A 21,522-nucleotide genomic window follows, 5' to 3' on the forward strand; every position below is an offset into this window, starting at 1 on the left:
ACGCCGTCCTGCTCTGCCGCCACCACCACACCCTGATCCACCAGAGCAAGTGGGAAGTCAAGCTGGTCACCGGCATCCCGACGTTCTACCCACCAGCCTGGCTCGACCCGCAACAAAGACCCAGACGCAACCTCATCAACACCGCCTAACCACAACGAGGCGGTGTTGATCAAGGTGCCTGCCCACGACGAGGCGACATCGACGGCTACCGTCGTGGGCAGGGCGAAGCGGCATCAATGACTGGCGCTGTGGTCACCGCTGCCCGGCCATGGCGCGGCACCCTCGCCACCGCCGACGAACCTACGGCGGCATGGGCGGCCGTTTCTTCCCCCCGCGTGACGCTTCTTCCGAGTGGAGACTATTTCGCGAGAATAATCCCGCGAGGTCAATTCAGCGGGCTACGTCCAGTGCGGCCAATCTCGCGAAGCCGACGCCAAACGGCGATGGAGTAGCCGAGCCGAATCGGGCAATGCGAATGCAGGCAAGCGGTAATGACGTGAGCCGACCAACAAACGCAACCACGCACGATTGCGATTGGGGCTTGACTTTGGGTGCGAGGTGCTATGCTGGTTGGATCGGCCGGGCGCTTCTATGCCCGGCTTTTCAAGGCCGATGAGCGCCTCGCAAGGGCCCCGAAGTCAAGCCCCAATCGCAATCGTCGCGAAGCGGCGATGAAATGACCCGGCTCGTCAGGACCCGCGCAACCACCTACGCAAGGCGAGACGACCGCATAGGTGACCACCCCGCTGGAACCCGCGCCGAACCACCCCAAACCGACCCGCACACACCCCAACGCGAGCCCAAGGCGGCCCACAAAGCAGAGCGGGGCACGAACACCGCACCCCGCCCCACCCCAACTCAGAAAGTGCGCTGCACCCGATCCGCCACCAACTTGACGAACCGCGACGGATCCGAAAGCTCCCCACCCTCAGCCAGCAACGCCAGCCCGTAGATCAGCTCCACCGCGTCCTCCAGCGACGAGCGCTCCCCAGAGACGAACGCCGAGTGCAACCCCTCGACCAGCGGATGCGACGGATTGAGCTCCAGAATCCGCTTGATCTTCGGCAGCTCCTGCCCCATCGCCTTGTACATCTTCTCCAGCGTCGGCGTGATGTCGTGCGCATCGCCGACCACGCACGCCGGCGAAGTGGTCAGACGCGAGGACAGCCGCACCTCCTTCACGTCCTCCGACAGCGAGGAGGCCATCCACGACAGCAGGTCCGCGAACTCCGAAGCCTTGGCCGCGGCCGCGGACTTCTCCTCTTCCGTCTCCAGGTCGACCTGACCCTTCGCGACGGACTGGAGCTGCTTGCCGTCGAACGACGGCACCGCGTCGACCCACATCTCGTCGATCGGGTCGGTCAGGATCAGCACCTCGTAACCCTTGGCGCGCAAGGCTTCCATGTGCGGCGAGTTCTCCACGGCCGTGCGTGAGTCGCCGGTCATGAAGTAGATGTGCTCCTGGCCTTCCTTCATCCGCGACACGTAGTCGGCCAGCGTGGTCAGGTCCGAGTCGGAGTGCGTCGAGGCGAACGAGCAGACCTCGAGGATCGCGTCGCGGTTGTCGTGGTCGGAGAGCAGGCCCTCCTTCAGGGCCGCGCCCATCTCGCCCCAGAACTTCTTGTAGTCGTCCGGGCGGGCGCCCATCAACGACTTCAGAGAAGAAAGGACCTTCTTCACCAGGCGGCGGCGCATCAGCTGGATCTGGCGGTCCTGCTGCAGGATCTCGCGCGAGACGTTCAGCGAGAGGTCCGCGGCGTCGACCACGCCCTTCACGAAACGCAGGTACTCCGGCATCAGCTCGGCGCAGTCGTCCATGATGAAGACGCGCTTCACGTAGAGCTGCACGCCGCGCCTGCTGTCGCGCATGAACAGGTCCATCGGGGCCTGCGCCGGCAGGAACAGCAGCGCCTGGTACTCGAACGTGCCCTCCGCCTGCATGCGGATGGTCTCGAGCGGCGCGTTCCAGTCGTGGCTGATGTGCCGGTAGAACTCGGCGTACTCCTCCTCCGTCACCTCGGAGGCCGGGCGTGCCCACAGGGCCTTGCGGGAGTTGATCTCCTCGCCGCCCAGGCGCACGGGCCAGGTGATGAAGTCCGAGTAGCGCTTGACGATCTCGCGGATCTTCGCGGGCTCGGTGTAGTCCGGCAGCCGGTCCTCGTCGTCGGACGGCTTGAGGTGCAACGTGACCGAGGTGCCCTGCGGCGCGTCGTCGACGTCCTCGATCGTGTACGTGCTCTCGCCGGTCGACTCCCAGCGGACGCCCTTCTCGGCGTGCGGGTGCCGGGTCACGAGGGTGACCTTGTCCGCCACCATGAACGACGAGTAGAAGCCGATGCCGAACTGGCCGATCAGGTCGGACGACGACGACTGCTGTTCCTTGAGCTTGCGCAGGAACTCGGCGGTGCCGGACTTCGCGATCGTGCCGATGAGCCCGACGACGTCCTCACGCGTCATGCCGATGCCGTTGTCGCGCACGGTCAACGTGCGCTCAGCGGGATCGGACTCGATCACGATGTGCAGGTCGTCGACGTCGACCTTCATGTCCTTGTCGCGGAAGGACTCCAGCCTCAGCTTGTCCAGTGCGTCGGAGGCGTTCGACACCAGCTCGCGCAGGAACGTGTCCTTGTTCGAGTAGATCGAGTGGATCATCAACTGCAGCAGCTGACGCGCCTCGGACTGGAACTCCAGCGTTTCCATGCATCCCCACCGAAAACAGAAACGGAACGAACAGCCCTACAACTTAGCGACCCACCACGGTGAGTGCGCCTGGGACCGTGTGAACTGACACCGGCAACGCCTCCTGGCGTTCGCCGTCGGCGTAAGCCATCCACCCGTTGCCACCAGACAACGACACCTCACGCGCGCGGAACGTCCGCACGGCCGGATGCTCGGTGTGCGTGCCCGTGCGCAACGTAGGCAGCATGCGCATCAGCATCGCGCGGCTCGCGTGCTCCACGACCGTGACGTCGAACAGGCCGTCATGAGCGTCCGCGCCGGGGCACACGGGGATGCCCCCGCCGTAGTTCGGGGTGTTGCCGACCGCCACGAGCGTCGCGTCCAGCTCGAACGACTCGTCCTCGGTCGTCACGACCAGCGGCGCCGACCTCAGCGAGGCCAGCTCGGCCACGATCGCGAGGTCGTAGCGGCGTGGGCCGGACGGCCAGCGCATCGCGTTCGCCCGCTCGTTCACCGCGGAGTCGAACCCGGCGCACAGCACCGTCGCGAACCACTGGCCGGTCGACAGCCGTCCGAGGTCGAGGGTCTTGCGGGTGCCGTGGACGACGTCCTCGACCGACTGCGACCCGATCGCGGCGGCCAGGTCGTTGCCGGTACCGGCCGGCACGATGCCCAGCGCCGTCGACGTGCCCGCGCACGCCTGGATGCCCAGGTGCGCGGCCCCGTCACCGCCCAGGACGACGAGCAGGTCGACACCGTCGGCGACTGCCTCGCGCGCCATCGCGAGGGCCCCTGAGGCGTCGTGCGCCACCAATTGCGTCAACGACGACACGTGCGGGCGCAGCGCGGCGGCGGTCGACCCGGCCATCCGGGCCGCCCGCCCCTTGCCCGACGCGGGGCAGACCAGCAGGGCCGCCCGCGTCACGTGGCGTCGTCGTAGTTCACGCGCTTCGGGGGTTCCGAAGCGACGGCCTTCTCACCGGGCATGTTGCCGTCGGCATCGGACGGCGTGTAGTCGAACGGCGCAGCTTCGTTGTCGTCGAGCGCGTCCCAGCCCTCGGCCTTGCGCAGCCTGGCCTGGCGCCTGTCGTGCAGGCGCGCGAGCTGGATCGCCATCTCGAACAGCAGCGACAGCGCGAGCGCCAGCGCGACCATCGAGACCGGGTCGGTGCCCGGCGTCGCGATCGCCGCGAACACGAACAGGCCCATCAGCAGGCCACGCCGCCACTTGGACAGCGTGTCGTAGCTGACCACGCCCGCGCGGTTCAGCATCACGACCACCAGCGGCAGCTCGAAGCTCACGCCGAAGATGAACAGCATCGTGATGACGAACGAGACGTACTTCCCACCGGTCAGCGCGGTGATGAACTGGTCGCCACCGAAGCTGATCAGCACCTGCAGGCCCTGCGGCACGACCCAGTAGGCCAGCACCGCACCCGCCGCGAACAGGATCGCGGCGAAGAAGACGAAGGTGCGCGCGAACTTGCGTTCCTTCTGGTACAGGCCGGGCGTGATGAACGCCCAGAACTGGTACAGCCAGAAGGGGCTGAGCAGCACGGCACCCGCCGCGGCACCGACCTGCAACCGGATCATGAAGCTCTCGAACGGCTCCGTCTGCAACAGCCGGCAGCCGGTCTCACCGGGGAACTGGACCCGGTACGGCGCGAGGTCCGGCTGGCAGTAGGGGCCGGTCATGATGTCGCCCAGCGACGGGATCGGGCCCAGCTTCACGGCGAACCAGATCCAGCCGAAGATCGCACCGGCGGTGATGATCAACATCGCCATCGCGAGCCGGTGCCTCAGCTCGTAAAGGTGCTCTTTGAGCGACATGGTGCCGTCGGGGTTGCCCCGACGGCGCTTGCCGCGTTCCCGGCGCTCGGCAAACCACCGGAACGGACTTGCCACCGCGCGAACCGTCCTTACAAGTCAGATGACCGGCAGGTCAGTTGTTGGTAGCTTTGTTCTGCGCGGTCTGCTCGATCGGAGGAGCGACCTGGGGCTGCTGCTGCACCTGCGGCTGGGCCGGCGGGAGCTGCTGCACCGGCTGCTGCACGGGCTGCTGCTGGACGGGCGCGTCGTCCGCGTCCTGCTCGCGCAGGCCCTTCGTCTCGGCCTTGAAGATCTTCGCCGACCGGCCGAGCGAACGAGCCATGTCAGGCAGCTTCTTCGCACCGAACAGCAGAATGATCACCACTGCGATGATGATCAGCTCGGTGGGTCCGAGGTTACCCATTGGTGATCCTCCTGTCTCCCCCGCCACGACGATCGTACGCGGGGTTCGCCCTGGTACGGGCCTGTTCCGGGTGCCGCCGTGCGGCGAAGGCCACCTTCAGCGCAGCGGATCGCGCCTTCAGCAGTCCGACGCCGTCGCCGACCCTGTCCCTCACCAGAGTGCGGGCGCTGGCGAATCGACGCAAGGATCGGATGACTCGGACCGCGATCGCGACCAGCGCGACGAGGCCGAGCGCGATCAGCGCCAAGGTCGGTGTAGACGGCACGAGCACACGTTATACGTCTTGGGTGGACAGCAGGTGATCTGCCCGCATCAATGCTTCGCGAGCTTGGCGCGTCACCTCGTCCGCGAGTTCGGCCGGCTGTTCGACGTACACGTCCCCGCCCAGTCCCAGGAGCAGGCGCACCATCCACGACGGGTCGTCGTACCGCATGAGGACACGCGTGCGGCCGTCCGAGAGCTCTGCGGCGTGGTCGACCGGGTAGTACTCGGCGACCCAGTGCGCGTCCGGTTCGAGCAGAAGGACCGCGATCTTCTGATCGTCCCGCGGCTGGAACAAGCCCTCCGATGTATCCGTGAGCCTCGCGTGGGGCGGAGGCGACGACGGCTCGTCGAGGACCTCCACGTCGTCGATTCGATCGAGCCGGAACAGCCGCACGCCGAGCGCCGACCGGCACCACGCTTCGAGATAGCCGCGGCCTTCCACGAGCAGCAGACGCATCGGATCCACCACTCGGTCGCTCATCGCGTCGTGCGACTGAGAGTAGTAGCGGATGCGCACGGCCCGTTCGCGCTTCACGGCGTCTTGCACCGCGGCACGGACCTCCGCCGTCTCGCCGCGCTCGAACGCACCCAGCCCGACCACCATGCCCGCGGGCTGCGCCTTGCCGACCGCCGACTCGATCTTGGCCAGCGCGCGCTGCACGGCGTCCGTGTCGACCACACCGGGCGTGTCCGCCAGCGCCCTGAGCGCGACCAGCAGCGACGCCGCCTCGGCAGCCGTGAGCCGCAACGGCCGGTTCATGCCCGCGTCGAACGAGACGGTGATCGTCTCGCCCTCGAACGAGAGGTCGATCAGGTCGCCGGGACCGTAGCCGGGCAGGCCGCACATCCACAGCAGCTCGAGGTCCTTGCGCAGCTGCTTGGGCGTGATGCCGAAGTCGGCCGCGGCCTCCTTCACGGTGATCGCGGGCCGGTTGAGCAGGTACGGCACGAGTGCGAGCAGACGCGGCAGCCGTTCGTTCGACGCGGTCACCGCGCTCCTTCCAGTGCACCCTGCAGGCGGTCGCGGACGGACTTGGCCAGCACCTCGGGCTCCAGCACCACGACGTCGGGCCCGAACCCGGCGAGCCACTTGGCCGCGGAGTCGGGGAACTTCAGGTCGATCTCGACGACGTCGCCGCCGTCGCGTTCGTCGACGACCTTCGCGTGCCGGCGCACGCCCTGCGCCCTGCCCTTGGCCACCCAGATCCTGGCGGGCGCGGTCTGGTGCGGATCCGCCTCCGTGCGCGCGATGAGGCTCATCAGGTCGGTGCCCTCGGGCACCTTGAAGGCGCCCGGCTTGCCGACGGTCCGGACGGTGCCCACGACCCTGGACAGCCGGAAGCAGCGCGTGTCGTCGCGGTCGCGGTCCCAGCCCACGAGATACCACTTGCCGCGCCAGGCGACGACGCCCCACGGCTCGACCGTTCGTTCGCTCTGCCCGCCGGGAGGGGGCTTGCGGTAGGAGAACGTGACGACCTGGCCCGCCTGCACGGCCTGCAGCAGCGGCGGGAACGCGGGCTCGTTCGCGCGGACCTTGGGCTCGACGGTCGCGGGCGTGTCCTGGTCGACGTCCACGCCCGCCGCCCTGAGCTTGATCAACGCCCCGTGCACGGCACCCGTGAGCTGCGGCGAGTCCCACAGGCGTGCGGCCAGCGCCACCGCGGCGGCCTCGTCGGGTTCGAGGTCGATGTCGCCCAGCTCGTAGTCGCGCCGCGCGATCCGGTAGCCGTCCTCGGCGCCCTCCACGTTCGACTGCCGGCCGGTCTCGAGCGGCACGCCGAGGTCGCGCAGCTCGGACTTGTCCCTTTCGAACATGCGGAAGAACGCCTCGTCCGTCGGCGCTTCGTGATAGCCGGGGACGATGGCGCGGATGCGCTCCGCTGTCAGGTACTGACGGGTCGACAGCAGGCACAGCACCAGGTTGACAAGGCGTTCGGCACGGGCGATGGCCACGGACAAACCCTAACCCCGTGCGCTTCGAAACCCTGACATCACCTGTGGTGAACGGTCCGTTCAGAGCAGTGTGCGCAGCTCGCGCACCAGTTCCACGGGTGCTTCCTCGGCCATGTGGTGTCCACAGTCGATGGACCGAACCCGCACGTCATCCGCCCACTCGTCCCAGATCCCGGCCAGGTCCTCGTACAACTCGCCGAGGTCGTCCTTGGCCGACCGCAGGGCCAGCACCGGACAGGTGATCCTGCGACCGCGCGCCCGGTCCTCGTCGTCGTGTCCCCGGTCGACCTCCAGCCCGGCGCGGTAGTCGCCGCACATCGCGAGCACGGTCTCGGGGTCGTGGATGGCGCGCTGGTAGTCGGCCCAGTTCTCCACGCCCATCGCGAGCGGCGTGTCGTGGTAGCGCCCGCCGTACCAGAGGTCCGGGTCCTGGTTGATCATCGCTGCCGCGATCTCCTGCTGCGCCAGGAAGAACCAGTGGTACCAGGCCTGCGCGAACCGGGCGTCGCAGCGCTGCAGGTGGGCGCCGATCGGCAACCCGTCCAGCACGGCCAGCGCGGTGACGCGGCCGGGGTGGTCGAGCGCCAGCCGGATCGCCGCGGCCGCACCCCGGTCGTGGCCGGCGACCGCGAACCGCTCGTGGCCGAGCGCGCTCATCAGGTGGACGAAGTCGCGTGCCATGGCGCGTTTCGAGTAGTCGCCGGGTTTGCTGGACTCGCCGTAGCCGCGCAAGTCCGGGCACACGACCGTGTGGTCCTCGGCGAGCAACGGCGCGACGCGGTGCCACGTCGTGTGGGTTCGAGGGTGGCCGTGCAGGAGGAGGACCGGTGGCCCTGCCCCACCGATCCTCACTCGCAGCACGGCCTCGCCGACATCGATGCGGCGCAAGGTGAATCCCTCGAACACCTTCGTCATCTACCCGGCAGGGGCCACGAGGAAACGGCCGGGGCGACGACGATCTCAGAGTGTGGATCGTGCGGGAGTTCGGTCGTGCCGGCCACGACGAAGGTCGCCCTGCGCCACGGCTGTTCCCGGCGCAGGAACGGCAGCTCCTCGGCCAGCCACGCGGCGACGTGCTGCCGTTGGGCGGCGGAGTCACCGTCGCGGGCCACCAACCGGCGTTCCTGCTCGTCCAGATCTCCCTGGATCCAGATCGACGCGTCGATCCACGCCGCGAGCTCCTCGCGGATGATCCCGGTGCCCTCGATCCACACGACGTTCGTCCCGGCGGCGACCCGAATCGCACCGGGACGGTCGTGCTCGGCCCACGCCGGCGGCCGGAACTCCACCGCCTCACCCCGGTACAGCGGCCGCAGGACGTGCTCCAGCATCAGCTCGCCCCAGTCGAAGTAGGCCTGGTTCCACGCGACGTCGTCGGTGTGCACGACGGCCGACGCCGGGACGGCCGCCCGCAGCCGTTCGGCGAGGGCGGACTTCCCGGCGCCGCCACGTCCGTCGATGGCGACGACGAGCGGACGTCCGGCGGGTGCCGCGCCGCACAGCCGCCGGACGATCTCCGACAGCTGCGCGACCCGCCACCCCGAGGCCTCGGGCTCACCCGGGTGCAACCGCATCAGGTGCGACCGACCCGTCCCTTCTCACCGGCGGCCCAGCAGGTGAACCCGGCGCAGTCGACCGTGTCGAAGCTGCCCGTGTCCGCGACCTTCCAGTGCTCGCCGTCCTTGCTGACGTCCGTGCCCGACGGCCCGACCGCCACCAGCCCGTTGCCGCGGTAGGCGATGCCGGACCGGTAGCCGACCGGAGCCTGCTCGCCGGCCTTCCAGCCGCGCGGGTCGTAGGTCGCGAACGCCGGCGTCGGGTCGGTCGGCTTCAGGTAGTCGCCGCCGATCGCGACACCCCGCCACGGCGTCTTGAACGCGACCGCGAACACCCCGGCCGCCGCACCGCTGGGCAGCGGCACCTCGGAGGCCTTCCACGACCTGCCGCCGTCACGCGACTCCAGCACCCGTGCCTTCGCGCCGCCGCCGGTCGCGATCCACGCGTGGTTGCCGCTCGTCGTCACGCACTGCCCGGACGCCGCGAACGCGAACTCGCCCGGCAACGCGTCCGGCATGCCCTTCGTGTCGTTGACGTGCCACGACCGCCCACCGTCCCACGTGCGCAACACGCGGAATTTGCCGTCAACGGGGTCACTCAGCGCGAGCCCGCGGAACCGGTCGAAGAACGCCACACAGTCGTAGAACGCCTTCGGGTCGTTGTTGCGGAACGACTCCTGCCAGGTCTTGCCGCCGTCGGACGTGCGGTAGATCCGTGACGCCTCCCCCTCACCGATGGACAGCGCCACGGCGTTGCGCGCGTCGAACGCCTGGATGTCGCGGAAGTCCAGCGTCGCGGTGTCCGGCGGTGCCACGGACTCCCACGACCGGCCGCCGTTGGTCGTGCGCAGGACCGTGCCTTTCGAGCCGCTGACCCAGGCGACCTGGCCGTTGACGGCGGACAGGCCGCGCAGGCGTGCGTCCGTGCCGGTCGGTTTCAGCTCCCAGAAGGAGTCGGCCGAGGCGACTCCGGGGAGAACCAGGAAAGCGGCGAGTGCCGCCGCGATGATCCTCATGCCGACACTCTGGTCGAGCGGGGTGACCGGTTCCTACCCCCGATCGGACTGAGGCGGCTGAACGGGTGATCTGCTGCGTCGTTGCGGTACTTCCGTTCGGTCGCGGCCGAAGATCTCCGGCATGCAGGAGAACGACCCGCGCCTGGTGATCGGGGCGACGGCGCCTCGACGGTCACTCGCGGAGGTCACCACGCCGCACCCGTGGACGACGGCGGCACGCGAGCACCTCGGCCCGTCGAACACGATGCGCAACGCCTGCGCGGCGGTGGTGTCGGAGCTGGCTGCGTCGTGGACTGGCCACCGCGCGGGCTCGGCGGATGATCCCTGGCTCGACGACGGGTTCGCGGACCGGTTCACGCTGCGGCTGCGCTGGCTGACCCTGAGCGTGCTGCGGCCGGACGAGCTGCGCCTGTCCGACGCCGAGACCGCCCTGCTCGTCACGTTCCCCTACCTGCACCAGGCGTTCTGGGCGAAGCAGGCCGTGACCGTGCTGCGGGGCGCCGATCCCGCGGTCGCGGCCTTCTCCGGGAGCGCCGAGCTGCCGAAGTTCAGCGGGTTCGCGGCCGGGTTCGGCGCCCTGCACCGCCGGGGCGTGCGCGCGCTCTCCTCGGGCGACCCCGCGGCCACCGGCATCGGGTGGTGGCTCTTCCACCAGTGGCTCGTCCGGCAGCCCGAGTGCTACGGCCAGGCGAACATCACCTCGCTGTTGCCGGCCTCGATCCCGCCGCCGTTGAACGCCGTGCTCACCGCGCCGCGGCTGATGGAACTGATGCGCGCGGTCCAGCTCGACCCCGCGTACCTGCGCCGCGTCGACCGTCCGGCGAGGCTGAGGCCGACGGTCCGCGTCGTCGGTGGTACCGAGTTGGAGCAGGACCTGCGCGAGCAACTGCTCGGCTACCTGCTCGTCGTCGCCCACCGCACGGCCATCGACCCCACCGTGCTGCCGCGCGTGATCGCCGACCACCTCGGCATCGACGACGGCATCACGCCCGGCGAGGTGCTGACGTCCATCCGCGAGGCGACGTGGGACGGCAACCGCACCCGAGTCCTCACCACGCGCTGCCTCCACCCGGCGACAGCGCTCGCCCTGCACGACCGTGCCGCCGCGGTCGACGCCGTGCTCACGGAGATCGTGCGCGCCGCCGAGGACTCCCCCACGCTCGCACCGCTGAGGGTCATGCCCGTCCACGCCTCGGCCGACGGCACGAGCCCGACCACCTCCGAGGGCCACCGGTTCCGCCTGGCGGACGACCAGATCCAGGCGTTGCTCATGGGCGAACAGCTCTACGGCACACCGGACCTCGCGATCCGCGAGCTCTACCAGAACGCGCTGGACGCCTGCCGCTACCGCCAGGCCAGGACCTCCTACCTGACCGCGACGGGCACCGCCCTGCCACCGTGGCAGGGCAGGATCGGCTTCCGGCAGGGCGTCGACGAGCAGGGACGGCCGTTCCTCGAGTGCTCCGACAACGGCATCGGCATGGGCGACCGCGAGCTCGTGGACGTGTTCGCCCACGCCGGCGTGCGGTTCACCGACATGCCGGAGTACGTCGAGGAACAGGCCGACTGGGCCTCGGTGGGCATCGAGTCGTTCCCCAACAGCCGGTTCGGCATCGGGGTGCTGAGCTACTTCATGCTCGCCGACGAGATCACCGTGACGACGTGCCGCCTGAGCCGCTCCGGATGTCCGGGGCAGCGGCTGGAGGTGCACATCGCGGGCCCGGACGCGCTGTTCCGCGTGCGCGACCTGGGGCCGGGCGAGGACGCGGGCACGGTCGTGCGCCTTCGGCTGCGGCCGACGGAGAACCCGGTGCGCTGCACGGAACTGCTCCGCCGGATCCTGTGGGTGAGCGACTTCGCCGTGACGTCGGAGGACGACAACAGCTGGCAGACCTGGGAACCTCGCCGGTTGTCGGACACCGCGCCGGTGGGCTCGGACGACCCGTTTCCCCCGCACGCCGCCAGATCCGCAGAGAAACTCGCCCCCGCGGACGGCGGCAGGGTGTGGTGGTGCGACACCGAGGGCGCAGTCCTCGCGGACGGGCTTTGGGCGGGGATCACCACGTTCGGTGCCGTCGTCGACATGTCCGGCAGCGACCAGCCGCGGCTCACCGTGGACCGCAACGAGATCATCGACCTCGACGACGCGCGGGTCGAGGAGCTCATGCGGTCCGCCATCCCGGCGCTGATCGACTCGCCGGACACCCCGCTGTCCCACAGCTGGCTCTCGGAGCTCGCCGAGACGACACCGCGGCTCGCCGACGAGATCTGCGAACGCGCGATCGAGGCCCGGTACCGCCCGTGGCTGGTCGGCGGCGTCGAAGCGCCGATCGAGGTCGTCGGCTGCTACCCGCCCGACGCCGGCGCACTGGCGCACGACGGCAGAACCGCGGCTGTCGAGTGGAACGACGCGGTCAGCAGGTGGCGGCTCGCAGCGTGGCTTCGCGCCGGAGCCGGACCGGATTCCCCGGCGGTCGTGTCGGCTCGTCCGTCGGACGAGATCCTGCTCGAAGACAACCGGAGCACAGTCTTCCCGGGCTACGTGCTGGACGTGGCGATCCGGGCACAGCGTTCGCCGGCCGAGGTCGTGGCGCGACTCGCCGAGCTCGGTCTTCCTGTCCCCGATCCGGTGTCGGTGCCCAACGAGATCGTCGAGTCCGACCGGGATCTACTGGCCGGCCAGTACGAGGCGTCCGGACTCTACCTCTCGCGGGACGAGCCCGTGCCGCATGCTCACGTGCTGGCGGCCGCCGCCGCGACCGGCCTGACGCCATCTGCCGTCGTCGAAAGACTGACGGAACTCGGGTACGACACCTCCAGGACCGGCCGACTTCCCGCCGAGGTCGACGTCAGCGATCAGCGCCTGCTGAAGACCGCGGCCACACCCGCAGCGCTCCCGGTCGAAGAGGTCGTCCCGGTCGCGCACGTGATGGTCGCGGCCGCTGACGAGCACCGGACACCCGCTGAGGCCGCGATGAGGCTCGCCGAGCTCGGTTACGTGACGCCTGACCCCGAAACGTTGCCGTCGGACGTTGATCGCAACGACGCGCAGATCTTCACCACGCAGCAGGGTGAGTCGACGTCGTACGTCCAGAACCCCGTCTCGGCACTGCACGTCGTTCTCGTCGCCCTTGCGACGAACACTCCTCCGGCCGACGTCGCCGCCCGGCTCGCGGCAGCCGGGTTCGAGATCGCCGGGACGCTTCCCGACCAGCTCACGCCGTTCGACGACAAGATCACCCGGAGACGCCACCGGTCCCTCTACGACTCGCGCGACCCGTACATCGGCGCGGTCGCCACCATCGGGCACGTGGTGAATGTGGCTCTGGAGATGGACGAACGACCTGCGACAGTCGCACGAAGGCTGGCCGAGTTCGGCATCAGCACGCCCTCGCCCGACTTCCTCCCGGAGGACGCGGACACCACGGACCTGCCGCTGCTCAGCGCCTCGATCGATGTGGAGAGTCACCTCTACGGCTGGGAACCCGCGTGGCTGAGCACCGGCCAGTCCCTGAGCTTCCAGCACGTCCTGATCGCTGCCGCGAAGACATCACGCAGTCCCCGCTCGATCGCCCGCAGACTGGCCGAGTTCGGCTTCGGCACCCCGCCCGACCAAATGCTCGACTTCGACGTGCGGGTGGAGGACCCGCTGCTGCTGAGCCGCAATCTGGACGGAAAACCGCCGTGGCTGACCGACGAGCGGCTGGTGGTGCCGCTCGGTCACGTGCTCGCCGCGGCTGCCAGGCTCGCCAAGCCACCGGTCGAGATCGCCGCGAGGCTGAGCGATCTCGGTCTGCGCACCGAGGACGCCCCACTGCCGGACAAGGTCGAGCGGTACGACAGCAAGCTGCTCGCCCAGGTGCGGCGAGGCGACCGGTCCGACGAGGCCCGCTGGATCGGTGTGGCGACGCCGGCAGACAGGGTGCACCTGCTCGTTACCGCCGGGACCACCGGGATGACACCTCTCGAAGTGGCCAGACGGTTGTCGGCGCTCGGCGTTCCCGTCGCGAGCCCGCGCGGCCTCCCGCTGTCGATCGACCAGATCGACCTGGTCCTGCTGAACCAGGACCTCCTCGGCGATGCCGGGTACCGCGACCTGGACGCGGAGTTTCCGCGTGAGGACGTCATGCGCGCGGTGGTCGCCACGAAGCTGATGCCGGGTGAGGTGTTCGAGCGGCTCGCCCGGCTCGGCATCACGGTCGGCGAATGACGAAGCGGCGGGCCCCAGACGGGACCCGCCGCTTCGTCAAAAGCCTGGTCAGAGCGATGAGATGAGCCGCTCCACCCGCTCGTCCACCGCGCGGAACGGGTCCTTGCACAGCACGGTGCGCTGCGCCTGGTCGTTCAGCTTCAGGTGCACCCAGTCGACGGTGAAGTCGCGTCCGGCGGCCTGGGCCGCCGCGATGAAGTCACCGCGCAGCTTCGCCCGCGTGGTCTGCGGCGGGGTGTCCTTCGCGGCCTCGATCTCGCCGTCGTCGGTCACGCGTTCGACCTGGCCCTTGCGCTGCAGCAGGTCGAACACGCCTCGGCCGCGCCTGATGTCGTGGTAGGCGAGGTCGAGCTGGGCGATGCGCGGGTTCGACAGGTCCATGTTGTGCTTGGCCATGTACCGCTCCATCAGGCGGTTCTTGATGGCCCAGTCGATCTCGCGGTCGATCTTCGTGAGGTCCTGCGACTCGACGGCGTCGAGCGTGCGGCCCCACAGTTCGATCACGCGCTGCGCCATCGGGTCCGGCGAGCGCTTGGCCGTGTGCTCGACGGCCTTCTCGTAGTACTCGCGCTGGATGTCGAGCGCCGAGGCCTCCTTGCCGCCCGCCAGGCGCACCGTGCGGCGGCCGGTCAGGTCGTGGGAGATCTCGCGGATGGCGCGGATGGGGTTGTCCAGGGAGAAGTCGCGGAACTGGACGCCCTGCTCGATCATCTCCAGCACGAGGTTCGCGCTGCCGACCTTGAGCAGCGTCGTCACCTCGGACATGTTCGAGTCGCCCACGATGACGTGCAGGCGCCGGTAGCGCTCGGCGTCTGCATGAGGCTCGTCGCGGGTGTTGATGATCGGGCGGGAGCGCGTGGTCGCGGACGACACGCCCTCCCAGATGTGCTCGGCGCGCTGCGAGAGGCAGTACACGGCGCCGCGCGGGGTCTGCAGCACCTTGCCGGCGCCGCAGATCAGCTGGCGGGTGACCAGGAACGGCAGCAGCACGTCCGCGATGCGGGAGAACTCGCCGGCCCGTGCGACCAGGTAGTTCTCGTGGCAGCCGTAGGAGTTGCCCGCAGAGTCGGTGTTGTTCTTGAACAGGAAGATGTCGCCGCCGATGCCCTCGTCGGCCAGTCTGCGCTCGGCGTCGACGAGCAGGTCCTCGAGAATCCGCTCACCCGCCTTGTCGTGCGTGACCAGCTGGGCCAGGTCGTCGCACTCGGCCGTGGCGTACTCCGGGTGTGAGCCGACGTCGAGGTAGAGCCGAGAACCGTTGCGCAGGAAGACGTTCGAGGAACGCCCCCACGACACGACCCGGCGGAACAAGTACCGCGCGACCTCGTCCGGGGAGAGACGCCGCTGCCCGTGGAAGGTGCAGGTCACCCCGAACTCTGTCTCAATGCCGAAGATCCGCCGCTGCATCCCTCAACAGTAGGCGACTTCCGGCCGCACGCGGGTGATCCGTTCGGGCGGCACGCCGGTTGCGGTTTAGTGTCGGTGGGGTGTGGAAACGGGTCAGCGCTCTCGACAAGAAGCTCATGAGCTCCTCTGCCGGACTGCCTCCGAGCAGGCTCGACAGGGGTTTGAAGAGGCTTTCCAAAGCCGCCAACCACAGCCTGCTGTGGTTCGTCGTCGCGGCCATTCTGGCAACGGGGAAGGGATCGTTCCGGCGCGGTGCACTGAGGGGTGTCGCGGCCATTGCCGGGGCCTCTGCCAGCGCGAACCTCGTCGGGAAGTCACTTTTTCCGCGACGCAGGCCCGCTGCGGATCTGATCGCGGTGGAACGTCGCCTGTCCAAACGGCCGACCTCGTCGTCATTCCCGTCGGGGCACTCCGCGTCCGCCGCCGCTTTCGCCACGGCGGTCGCCATGGAATCCCCCAAAGCAGGCGCGGTGGTGGCACCGATCGCGGCCGCCGTGGCTTATTCACGCGTCCACACAGGCGTGCATTGGCCGACTGACGTCGCGGCAGGTGCGGCGGTCGGTGTCGGGGCCGCGATGCTGACCCGCCGGTGGTGGCCGCTCGGGTTGAACGAGCCCGCGTCGGCCTACGAGCACGCCGACCTCACGTCGTTGCAGGAGGGCGACGGGCTGGTCGTGGTGGTGAACCCGCACTCGGGGATCGGGCCGGACCCGACGCCGCAGATCGTCGAGGAGTGGCCGAAGGCCCAGGTCGTGCAGATCGAGGAGCTCGACTCGCTGCCGGACGCGAAAGCGCTGGGTGTGGCCGGTGGCGACGGGACGGTGGCCGCGGTGGCCGCCATCGCGGCCGAGCGCGACCTGCCGCTCGTGCTCATCCCGTCCGGCACGTTGAACCACTTCGCGCGCGACGTCGGCATCACCGGCCTGCACGACACGGCCCAGGCGGTGGCGGACGGTGTGGGCGTGCGGGTGGACCTCGCGCAGGTCAACGGCCAGTGGTTCGTGAACACGGCGTCGCTGGGCGGCTACCCCGACATGGTGCGGATCCGCGAGAAGCTGCAGAAGCGCTGGGGCAAGTGGCCGGCCGCGGCGATCGCGCTGGGCCGGGTGTTGCAGCGCGCGCGTCCGTTGGAGATGACCATCGACGGCGACAAGCACCTCGTGTGGTTGTTGTTCGTCGGCAACGGGCCGTATCGGCCCAAGGGGTTCGCACCGACGATGCGTCCGCGTCTGAACGATGGACTGCTCGACGTGCGGTACGTCCGTGCGGATCGCCGCTTCTCACGGACCAGGTTCTTCCTGGGCGCCTTGCTCGGGGCGTTGGAGCACTCACGCACGTACACACACCTCGAGGTCGCGTCGCTGAACGTGAAGGTGCACGGTGCGCCCGTGTCCATCGCAACGGACGGAGAGGTCCGCGAGAGAGACACGCAGTTCCTGTTCCGCTCCCGAGCCGCCGCCCTAGGCATCTACCGCCCTTGATTTCGACACGCGGGGCCCTTTCGTTCACTCCTGGTGCACGAAAGCTCCCCGCGTGCACAACGGTGTTCGACATTGTCGAATGGTTGCAGCTAGGGTGGGGTGCGTGCCCGGACCCATTCAGTCCATCCAGCGCGCGGCGGAGGTCCTCAAGCTGCTCGCCCACGGCGGCGCGCACCAGCTGAGCGTCGGCGAGATCGCCCGCGCCCTCGACCTCGCGAAACCGACGGCGCACGGCATCCTGCGGACGTTGCAGGAGGTCGGGTTCGTCGAGCAGGAGGTGGAGGGCGGCAAGTACCGCCTCGGCGCCGCCCTGTTCCAGATCGGCACCTCCTACCTCGACGGCAACGAGCTGCGCGCGAAGGCGTTGAACTGGTCGGACACGTTGGCGATGCGTGCGCGCGAGGCGGTGCGCATCGGCGTGATGCACGGCAAGCACGTGCTCGTGGTGCATCACGTGTTCCGGCCGGACAACAGCCGGCAGACGCTCGACACCGGCGCGCTGCTGCCGTGGCACGCCACTGCCCTGGGCAAGGCGCTGGTGGCGTTCGGCGAGTGGCCCGACGGTGATCTTCAGCGGTTCACCCGGCACACGCTCAACCCCGACGAGCTGGCCGTCGCCATGAATGAGGTCCGCGACCGCGACTGGGCCTACGACCTGCACGAACTCGTCGAGGGCGAGGCGTCGGTCGCCGCGCCGATCCGCGACAGGCGCGGTGCGGTCGTCGGTGCGATCGGGATCTCCGGGCCCGTCGAGCGGTTGTGCGACTCCCCCGACCAGCCGCCGCGGCTCGAGCTCGTCTCGTACGTACGTGAGGCAGCTCGCAGTGTCTCCAGGGAGCTGGGCGGCCTCTCCTGGTAGTAGTGTGAGACCGTTCGACATTGTCGAATGGTTCACACAGAGGAGTGTGCACGTGGGCTACATCGCGGCGATCGACCAGGGCACGACGTCGTCCCGGTGCATCGTGTTCGACCAGTCCGGCGGGATCGTGTCGGTCGCTCAGCGAGAGCACCGGCAGATCTTCCCCAAGCCCGGCTGGGTGGAGCACGACGCGACCGAGATCTGGACGAACGTGCAGGCCGTCGTTCGCGACGCCCTGGCACAGGCATCCCTCACACACACGGACATCGCCGCGTTCGGCATCACCAACCAGCGCGAGACGACGGTCGTGTGGGACAAGGCGACCGGCGAACCCGTCCACAACGCGATCGTCTGGCAGGACACGCGCACAGACGCGGTGATCAAACAGCTCGGCGACCAGGACAGGTTCCGCGAACGCTCCGGCCTGCCGCTCGCGACGTACTTCTCCGGCCCGAAGCTGCGGTGGCTGCTCGACAACGTCGAGGGCCTGCGCGCACGGGCCGAACGCGGCGAGGTCCTGTTCGGCACCATGGACACCTGGTTGATCTGGAACCTGACCGGCCGCCACGTCACCGACGTGACCAACGCGTCGCGCACCATGCTGATGAACCTGGAGACCCTGGACTGGGACCCGGAGCTGGTGGCCGCGATGGACGTCCCGCGCGAGATGCTCCCCGAGATCCGTTCGTCGTCGGAGGTCTACGGCACCCACGAGGGCGTGCCGGTCGCGTCGGCGCTCGGCGACCAGCAGGCGGCACTGTTCGGCCAGACCTGCTTCGCACCCGGCGAGGGCAAGTGCACGTACGGCACGGGCGCGTTCCTGCTGATCAACACCGGTGACAAGCCGGTGCACTCGCAGAACGGCCTGCTGACCACCGTGGGCTACAAGATCGGCGACGAGCCCGCCGCGTACGCGCTGGAGGGCGCGATCGCGGTGACCGGCGCGCTGGTGCAGTGGTTCCGCGACAAGGTCGGGCTGATCTCGTCGGCGGCGGAGATCGAGACGCTGGCCCGCACGGTCGACGACAACGGCGGAGCGTACTTCGTGCCCGCGTTCTCCGGACTGTTCGCACCGCACTGGCGCAGTGATGCGCGCGGCGTGATCGCCGGCCTGACGGGCTACATCTCGCGCGGACACCTCGCACGGGCCGTGCTGGAGGCATCGGCGTGGCAGACCAAAGAGGTCGTGGACGCGATGAACGCCGACTCCGGTGTGGACCTCACGACGTTGCGGGTCGACGGCGGCATGACCGCGAACAACCTGCTCATGCAGTTCCTGGCGGACGTGCTCGACGTGCCGGTGGTGCGCCCGATCGTCGCCGAGACGACGTGCCTCGGCGCGGCGTACGCGGCCGGTCTGGCGGTGGGCTACTGGCCGGACACGGACGCGTTGAAGGCGAACTGGCACAAGGCGGCCGAGTGGGAGCCGTCGATGGAACCGGCCGCCCGCGACAAGGGCTACCGGAAGTGGAAGAAGGCGGTCGAGCGGACCGTCGGGTGGATGGACGAGGACGATGACTGACCTGACACAGCGGGAACGGGCTCGCGAAGAGCTCCAGCACGGCAAGTTCGACGTCGTCGTGATCGGCGGCGGCATCCTGGGCATCGCGACCACGTGGGCCGCGGCCCGCTCCGGCCTGCGGGTCGCCCTGGTCGAGAGCGGTGACTTCGCGGGCGCCACCTCGTCCGCGTCGTCGAAGCTCGTGCACGGCGGCCTGCGCTACCTCGCGATGGGCCCGTCGGCCGTGCCGATGGTGCACGAGAACCACAAGGAGCGGCGGGCGCTGGGCGACCGCCTGGCCCCGCACCTGGTGCGCCCGCTGCCGTTCCTCGTCCCCGTCTACAAGGGAGGCCCGCACAGCCGTTTCGTGCTCGGTGCGGGCGTGACGCTGTACTCCGCGCTGTCGGGCTTCGGCGACGGCATGGGGAAGGTGCTGTCGGCGCGCAGGGCTGTGGAGTGGGTGCCTGACCTGCGCGCCGACGGTTTGCGCGGTGCCGCGATGTACTACGACCACCAGATGAACGACAGCCGCGTGGCGATCACCGCCGCGCGCGCCGCCGCCGAGGCCGGTGCCGTGCTGCTCAACCACATCTCGGTCGTGGGACTGCGCAAGACCGGTGAGAAGGTGACGGGCGTCGACCTGCGTGACGAGCAGGGCGAGTTCGGCGTGGACGCGCGCGTCGTCGTGAACGCGACCGGCCCGTGGCTGGACGTGCTGCGGCGCATGGAGGATCCCGCCGCCGCGCCGTCGATCCGCCTGTCCAAGGGCTCGCACCTGGTGCTGCGGACGTCGTCGGAGTGGAAGGCCGCGCTGACGATCCCGGTCGACGACGTGCGCGTGTCGTTCGCGATCCCGTGGGAGGGCCACCTGCTGCTCGGCACCACCGACGAGGCGTACGACGACGACCCGGCCAAGGTCGCCTGCACGGACGCCGACGTCGACCAGATCCTGGGCGAGGCGGGCGTCGCGGTGTCCGGCCTGGACCGTTCGCGCATCGCGTACACGTTCGCGGGCCTGCGGGTTCTGCCCGGTGGCCCTGGCGACACCTCGCACGCCAAGCGCGAGACGGTGATCACCGCGGGCTCCGGCGGCATGATCAGCGTGGCCGGCGGCAAGTGGACGACGTTCCGCAAGATCGGCGCCACCGTTCTGGCCCGCGTGAACTCCGAGCTCGGCCGCACGTTCGACGGCCCGCTGGACGGCGTGGCGCTGCCCGGTTCCGCCCAGCCCGCCACCGTCGGCGACGTCCTGCACACCGCCTGGGACGCGCTGCCCGACGACGTGGTGCGCCACCTGGCCACGCACTACGGCACGACGTCGCACGAGGTCGTCGCCCTGGGCCTGGAGAACCCGGCCCTGCTGGAGCGCGTCCACCCGGACGGCCCGGACATCTGGGCACAGGTCGAGCACGCCCGCCGCACCGAGTGGGCGTCCGAAGTGGACGACGTGCTGCGCCGCCGCACCACCGTGGTGGTGCGCGGTCTCGACTCGCCCGAGGTGCGCACGCGGGTGTCGGAGCTGCTGGCTTCCTAGAGGGCCACCGCGCGTTCCACGAGGTACTCGGCCAGTTCGGGTTCCGAGTGGAACGCGCTGCGCACGGCCAGCGTCCCGTCGCAGCCCAGCACGACCTCTTCCCGTGACACCGCGCGGTGTTCCAGGCGCAGCCCTTCCAGGTAGGCGTCGATGATCGCCTCCCGCACCTCGGGGAGATCGCTGACCGCCATCCGCCCGGCCTGCGCGAGCCCGACGAGCAGTTGGCCGAGGTCCGCGCCGACCGGGTTCGGGCACTGCCAGGCCACGTCGATCACCACGAACGACTCGGGCTCGTCGGCGGGCACCAGCAGGTTCTGCGGGCACGCGTCGTTGTGCCCGTTCGCCTGCGGCAAGGTCTCCAGCCGTGACAGCAGTTCCGGCATTCGCGCGGCCAACGGCGAGCAGTCCGGCCGCAGGAACGCGTCCCGCACCAGCCTTCCCTCGTACAGCACCCGCAGCGCCCTGCCCGGCGGGCCGCCGAACCTGCGTCCCGCCCACCGGCCGAGCGCCAGCGCGGCCCGACGGAACCGGGGCAGGTCCCACGACACGTCCGCGACCGAGACGTCCTCCAGCCACAACGCGATCCGGTCGCCGAAGTCGTCCACCCGCACGACCCGCGGCCGGCGCATCCCGGGCGGCAGCTCGAAGTCCGACAGCAGGAAGTCCGCCTCGTCGCGCCACGGGAACTCCCCGACCACCTCCGCCAGGTCGGCGGGAATCCGGGGTTTGCGCAGGACCTTCACGAACACCGACTCCCCCGGCGTCACGACCCGGTAGAGCGCGGCCGTGGTCACGGCGATCGGCCGGAACGCGATCGGGACCACGCGGG

The 21,522-nt window shown here is 69.6% G+C and carries 17 protein-coding genes; 5 read left to right on the forward strand and 12 right to left on the reverse strand.

What is annotated here, in order from left to right; genetic code table 11:
* Nucleotides 1-858 precede the first annotated feature (858 nt).
* From htpG to ACFOWZ_RS34220, 10 genes are all read right to left on the reverse strand, one after another.
* Nucleotides 859-2,700 (reverse strand): molecular chaperone HtpG, encoded by a 1,842-nt coding sequence (gene htpG / locus ACFOWZ_RS34175; protein ID WP_382378090.1) that lies wholly within the window; start codon nucleotides 2,698-2,700, stop codon nucleotides 859-861.
* A 43-nt stretch (nucleotides 2,701-2,743) separates the two neighbouring features.
* On the reverse strand, nucleotides 2,744-3,604 hold the full coding sequence (locus tag ACFOWZ_RS34180; RefSeq protein ID WP_382378091.1) for a diacylglycerol/lipid kinase family protein: 861 nt from the start codon (nucleotides 3,602-3,604) through the stop codon (nucleotides 2,744-2,746).
* Nucleotides 3,601-4,509, reverse strand: a complete 909-nt coding sequence (gene tatC, locus ACFOWZ_RS34185) for a twin-arginine translocase subunit TatC (protein ID WP_382378333.1) — start codon at nucleotides 4,507-4,509, stop codon at nucleotides 3,601-3,603. Before tatC ends, ACFOWZ_RS34180 begins: the two co-directional genes overlap by 4 nt.
* A gap of 112 nt (nucleotides 4,510-4,621) precedes the next feature.
* Nucleotides 4,622-4,912, reverse strand: a complete 291-nt coding sequence (tatA, locus tag ACFOWZ_RS34190) for a Sec-independent protein translocase subunit TatA (RefSeq protein ID WP_030471551.1) — start codon at nucleotides 4,910-4,912, stop codon at nucleotides 4,622-4,624.
* A complete protein-coding gene (locus ACFOWZ_RS34195; RefSeq protein WP_063757144.1) occupies nucleotides 4,905-5,183 on the reverse strand; it encodes a bacteriophage holin in 279 nt (92 codons plus the stop codon). Before ACFOWZ_RS34195 ends, tatA begins: the two co-directional genes overlap by 8 nt.
* 3 nt (nucleotides 5,184-5,186) lie before the next feature.
* Nucleotides 5,187-6,167, reverse strand: coding sequence for a helix-turn-helix transcriptional regulator (locus tag ACFOWZ_RS34200; RefSeq protein WP_382378092.1), 981 nt, complete (start codon nucleotides 6,165-6,167; stop codon nucleotides 5,187-5,189).
* Entirely contained in the window at nucleotides 6,164-7,129 is a 966-nt protein-coding gene (locus tag ACFOWZ_RS34205; RefSeq protein WP_382378093.1) for a helix-turn-helix transcriptional regulator, read from the reverse strand. Before ACFOWZ_RS34205 ends, ACFOWZ_RS34200 begins: the two co-directional genes overlap by 4 nt.
* A gap of 60 nt (nucleotides 7,130-7,189) precedes the next feature.
* Nucleotides 7,190-8,017 (reverse strand): alpha/beta hydrolase, encoded by an 828-nt coding sequence (locus ACFOWZ_RS34210; protein WP_382378094.1) that lies wholly within the window; start codon nucleotides 8,015-8,017, stop codon nucleotides 7,190-7,192.
* 23 nt (nucleotides 8,018-8,040) lie between these two features.
* A complete protein-coding gene (locus ACFOWZ_RS34215) occupies nucleotides 8,041-8,703 on the reverse strand; it encodes a uridine kinase family protein (RefSeq protein WP_382378095.1) in 663 nt (220 codons plus the stop codon).
* The gene (locus ACFOWZ_RS34220) at nucleotides 8,703-9,701 is read right to left on the reverse strand and encodes a WD40/YVTN/BNR-like repeat-containing protein (RefSeq protein WP_382378096.1); all 999 of its coding nucleotides are present in this window, start codon (nucleotides 9,699-9,701) and stop codon (nucleotides 8,703-8,705) included. The genes ACFOWZ_RS34215 and ACFOWZ_RS34220 overlap by 1 nt, the downstream gene beginning before the upstream one ends.
* A 121-nt stretch (nucleotides 9,702-9,822) precedes the next feature.
* Here ACFOWZ_RS34220 and ACFOWZ_RS34225 point away from each other — a divergent pair, with 121 nt between their 5' ends.
* The gene (locus tag ACFOWZ_RS34225) at nucleotides 9,823-13,911 is read left to right on the forward strand and encodes a wHTH domain-containing protein (RefSeq protein ID WP_382378097.1); all 4,089 of its coding nucleotides are present in this window, start codon (nucleotides 9,823-9,825) and stop codon (nucleotides 13,909-13,911) included.
* A gap of 48 nt (nucleotides 13,912-13,959) precedes the next feature.
* On the opposite strand, the gene pafA is transcribed toward ACFOWZ_RS34225, so the two are convergent.
* The gene (gene pafA, locus ACFOWZ_RS34230) at nucleotides 13,960-15,318 is read right to left on the reverse strand and encodes a Pup--protein ligase (RefSeq protein ID WP_030471544.1); all 1,359 of its coding nucleotides are present in this window, start codon (nucleotides 15,316-15,318) and stop codon (nucleotides 13,960-13,962) included.
* Between the two features lie 116 nt (nucleotides 15,319-15,434).
* Here pafA and ACFOWZ_RS34235 point away from each other — a divergent pair, with 116 nt between their 5' ends.
* From ACFOWZ_RS34235 to ACFOWZ_RS34250, 4 genes are all read left to right on the forward strand, one after another.
* Nucleotides 15,435-16,799, forward strand: coding sequence for a bifunctional phosphatase PAP2/diacylglycerol kinase family protein (locus tag ACFOWZ_RS34235; protein ID WP_382378334.1), 1,365 nt, complete (start codon nucleotides 15,435-15,437; stop codon nucleotides 16,797-16,799).
* A gap of 103 nt (nucleotides 16,800-16,902) precedes the next feature.
* Nucleotides 16,903-17,658 carry an IclR family transcriptional regulator gene (locus ACFOWZ_RS34240; protein ID WP_382378098.1) on the forward strand — a complete coding sequence of 252 codons (756 nt, stop codon included), beginning with the start codon at nucleotides 16,903-16,905 and terminating at the stop codon, nucleotides 17,656-17,658.
* Between the two features lie 52 nt (nucleotides 17,659-17,710).
* The gene (gene glpK, locus ACFOWZ_RS34245) at nucleotides 17,711-19,180 is read left to right on the forward strand and encodes a glycerol kinase GlpK (protein WP_382378099.1); all 1,470 of its coding nucleotides are present in this window, start codon (nucleotides 17,711-17,713) and stop codon (nucleotides 19,178-19,180) included.
* Nucleotides 19,173-20,693 (forward strand): glycerol-3-phosphate dehydrogenase/oxidase, encoded by a 1,521-nt coding sequence (locus tag ACFOWZ_RS34250; RefSeq protein ID WP_382378100.1) that lies wholly within the window; start codon nucleotides 19,173-19,175, stop codon nucleotides 20,691-20,693. The genes glpK and ACFOWZ_RS34250 overlap by 8 nt, the downstream gene beginning before the upstream one ends.
* On the opposite strand, the gene ACFOWZ_RS34255 is transcribed toward ACFOWZ_RS34250, so the two are convergent.
* A complete protein-coding gene (locus ACFOWZ_RS34255) occupies nucleotides 20,690-21,517 on the reverse strand; it encodes a hypothetical protein (RefSeq protein ID WP_382378101.1) in 828 nt (275 codons plus the stop codon). The two genes, ACFOWZ_RS34250 and ACFOWZ_RS34255, sit on opposite strands and share 4 nt — an antisense overlap.
* Between the last annotated feature and the right edge of the window lie 5 nt (nucleotides 21,518-21,522).

Source organism: Lentzea rhizosphaerae, from assembly GCF_042649515.1.
GTDB classification, from domain to species: Bacteria; Actinomycetota; Actinomycetes; order Mycobacteriales; family Pseudonocardiaceae; genus Lentzea; species Lentzea aerocolonigenes.

What these genes read in the sequence shown, in the direction of transcription:
- htpG (WP_382378090.1), bottom strand. Translation starts at nt 2,700, where the DNA reads ATGGAAACGCTGGAGTTCCAGTCCGAGGCGCGTCAGCTGCTGCAGTTG.
- ACFOWZ_RS34235 (WP_382378334.1), top strand. Translation starts at nt 15,435, where the DNA reads ATGAGCTCCTCTGCCGGACTGCCTCCGAGCAGGCTCGACAGGGGTTTG.
- ACFOWZ_RS34250 (WP_382378100.1), top strand. Translation starts at nt 19,173, where the DNA reads ATGACTGACCTGACACAGCGGGAACGGGCTCGCGAAGAGCTCCAGCAC.
- tatA (WP_030471551.1), bottom strand. Translation starts at nt 4,912, where the DNA reads ATGGGTAACCTCGGACCCACCGAGCTGATCATCATCGCAGTGGTGATC.
- pafA (WP_030471544.1), bottom strand. Translation starts at nt 15,318, where the DNA reads ATGCAGCGGCGGATCTTCGGCATTGAGACAGAGTTCGGGGTGACCTGC.
- ACFOWZ_RS34215 (WP_382378095.1), bottom strand. Translation starts at nt 8,703, where the DNA reads ATGCGGTTGCACCCGGGTGAGCCCGAGGCCTCGGGGTGGCGGGTCGCG.
- ACFOWZ_RS34220 (WP_382378096.1), bottom strand. Translation starts at nt 9,701, where the DNA reads ATGAGGATCATCGCGGCGGCACTCGCCGCTTTCCTGGTTCTCCCCGGA.
- tatC (WP_382378333.1), bottom strand. Translation starts at nt 4,509, where the DNA reads ATGTCGCTCAAAGAGCACCTTTACGAGCTGAGGCACCGGCTCGCGATG.
- ACFOWZ_RS34225 (WP_382378097.1), top strand. Translation starts at nt 9,823, where the DNA reads ATGCAGGAGAACGACCCGCGCCTGGTGATCGGGGCGACGGCGCCTCGA.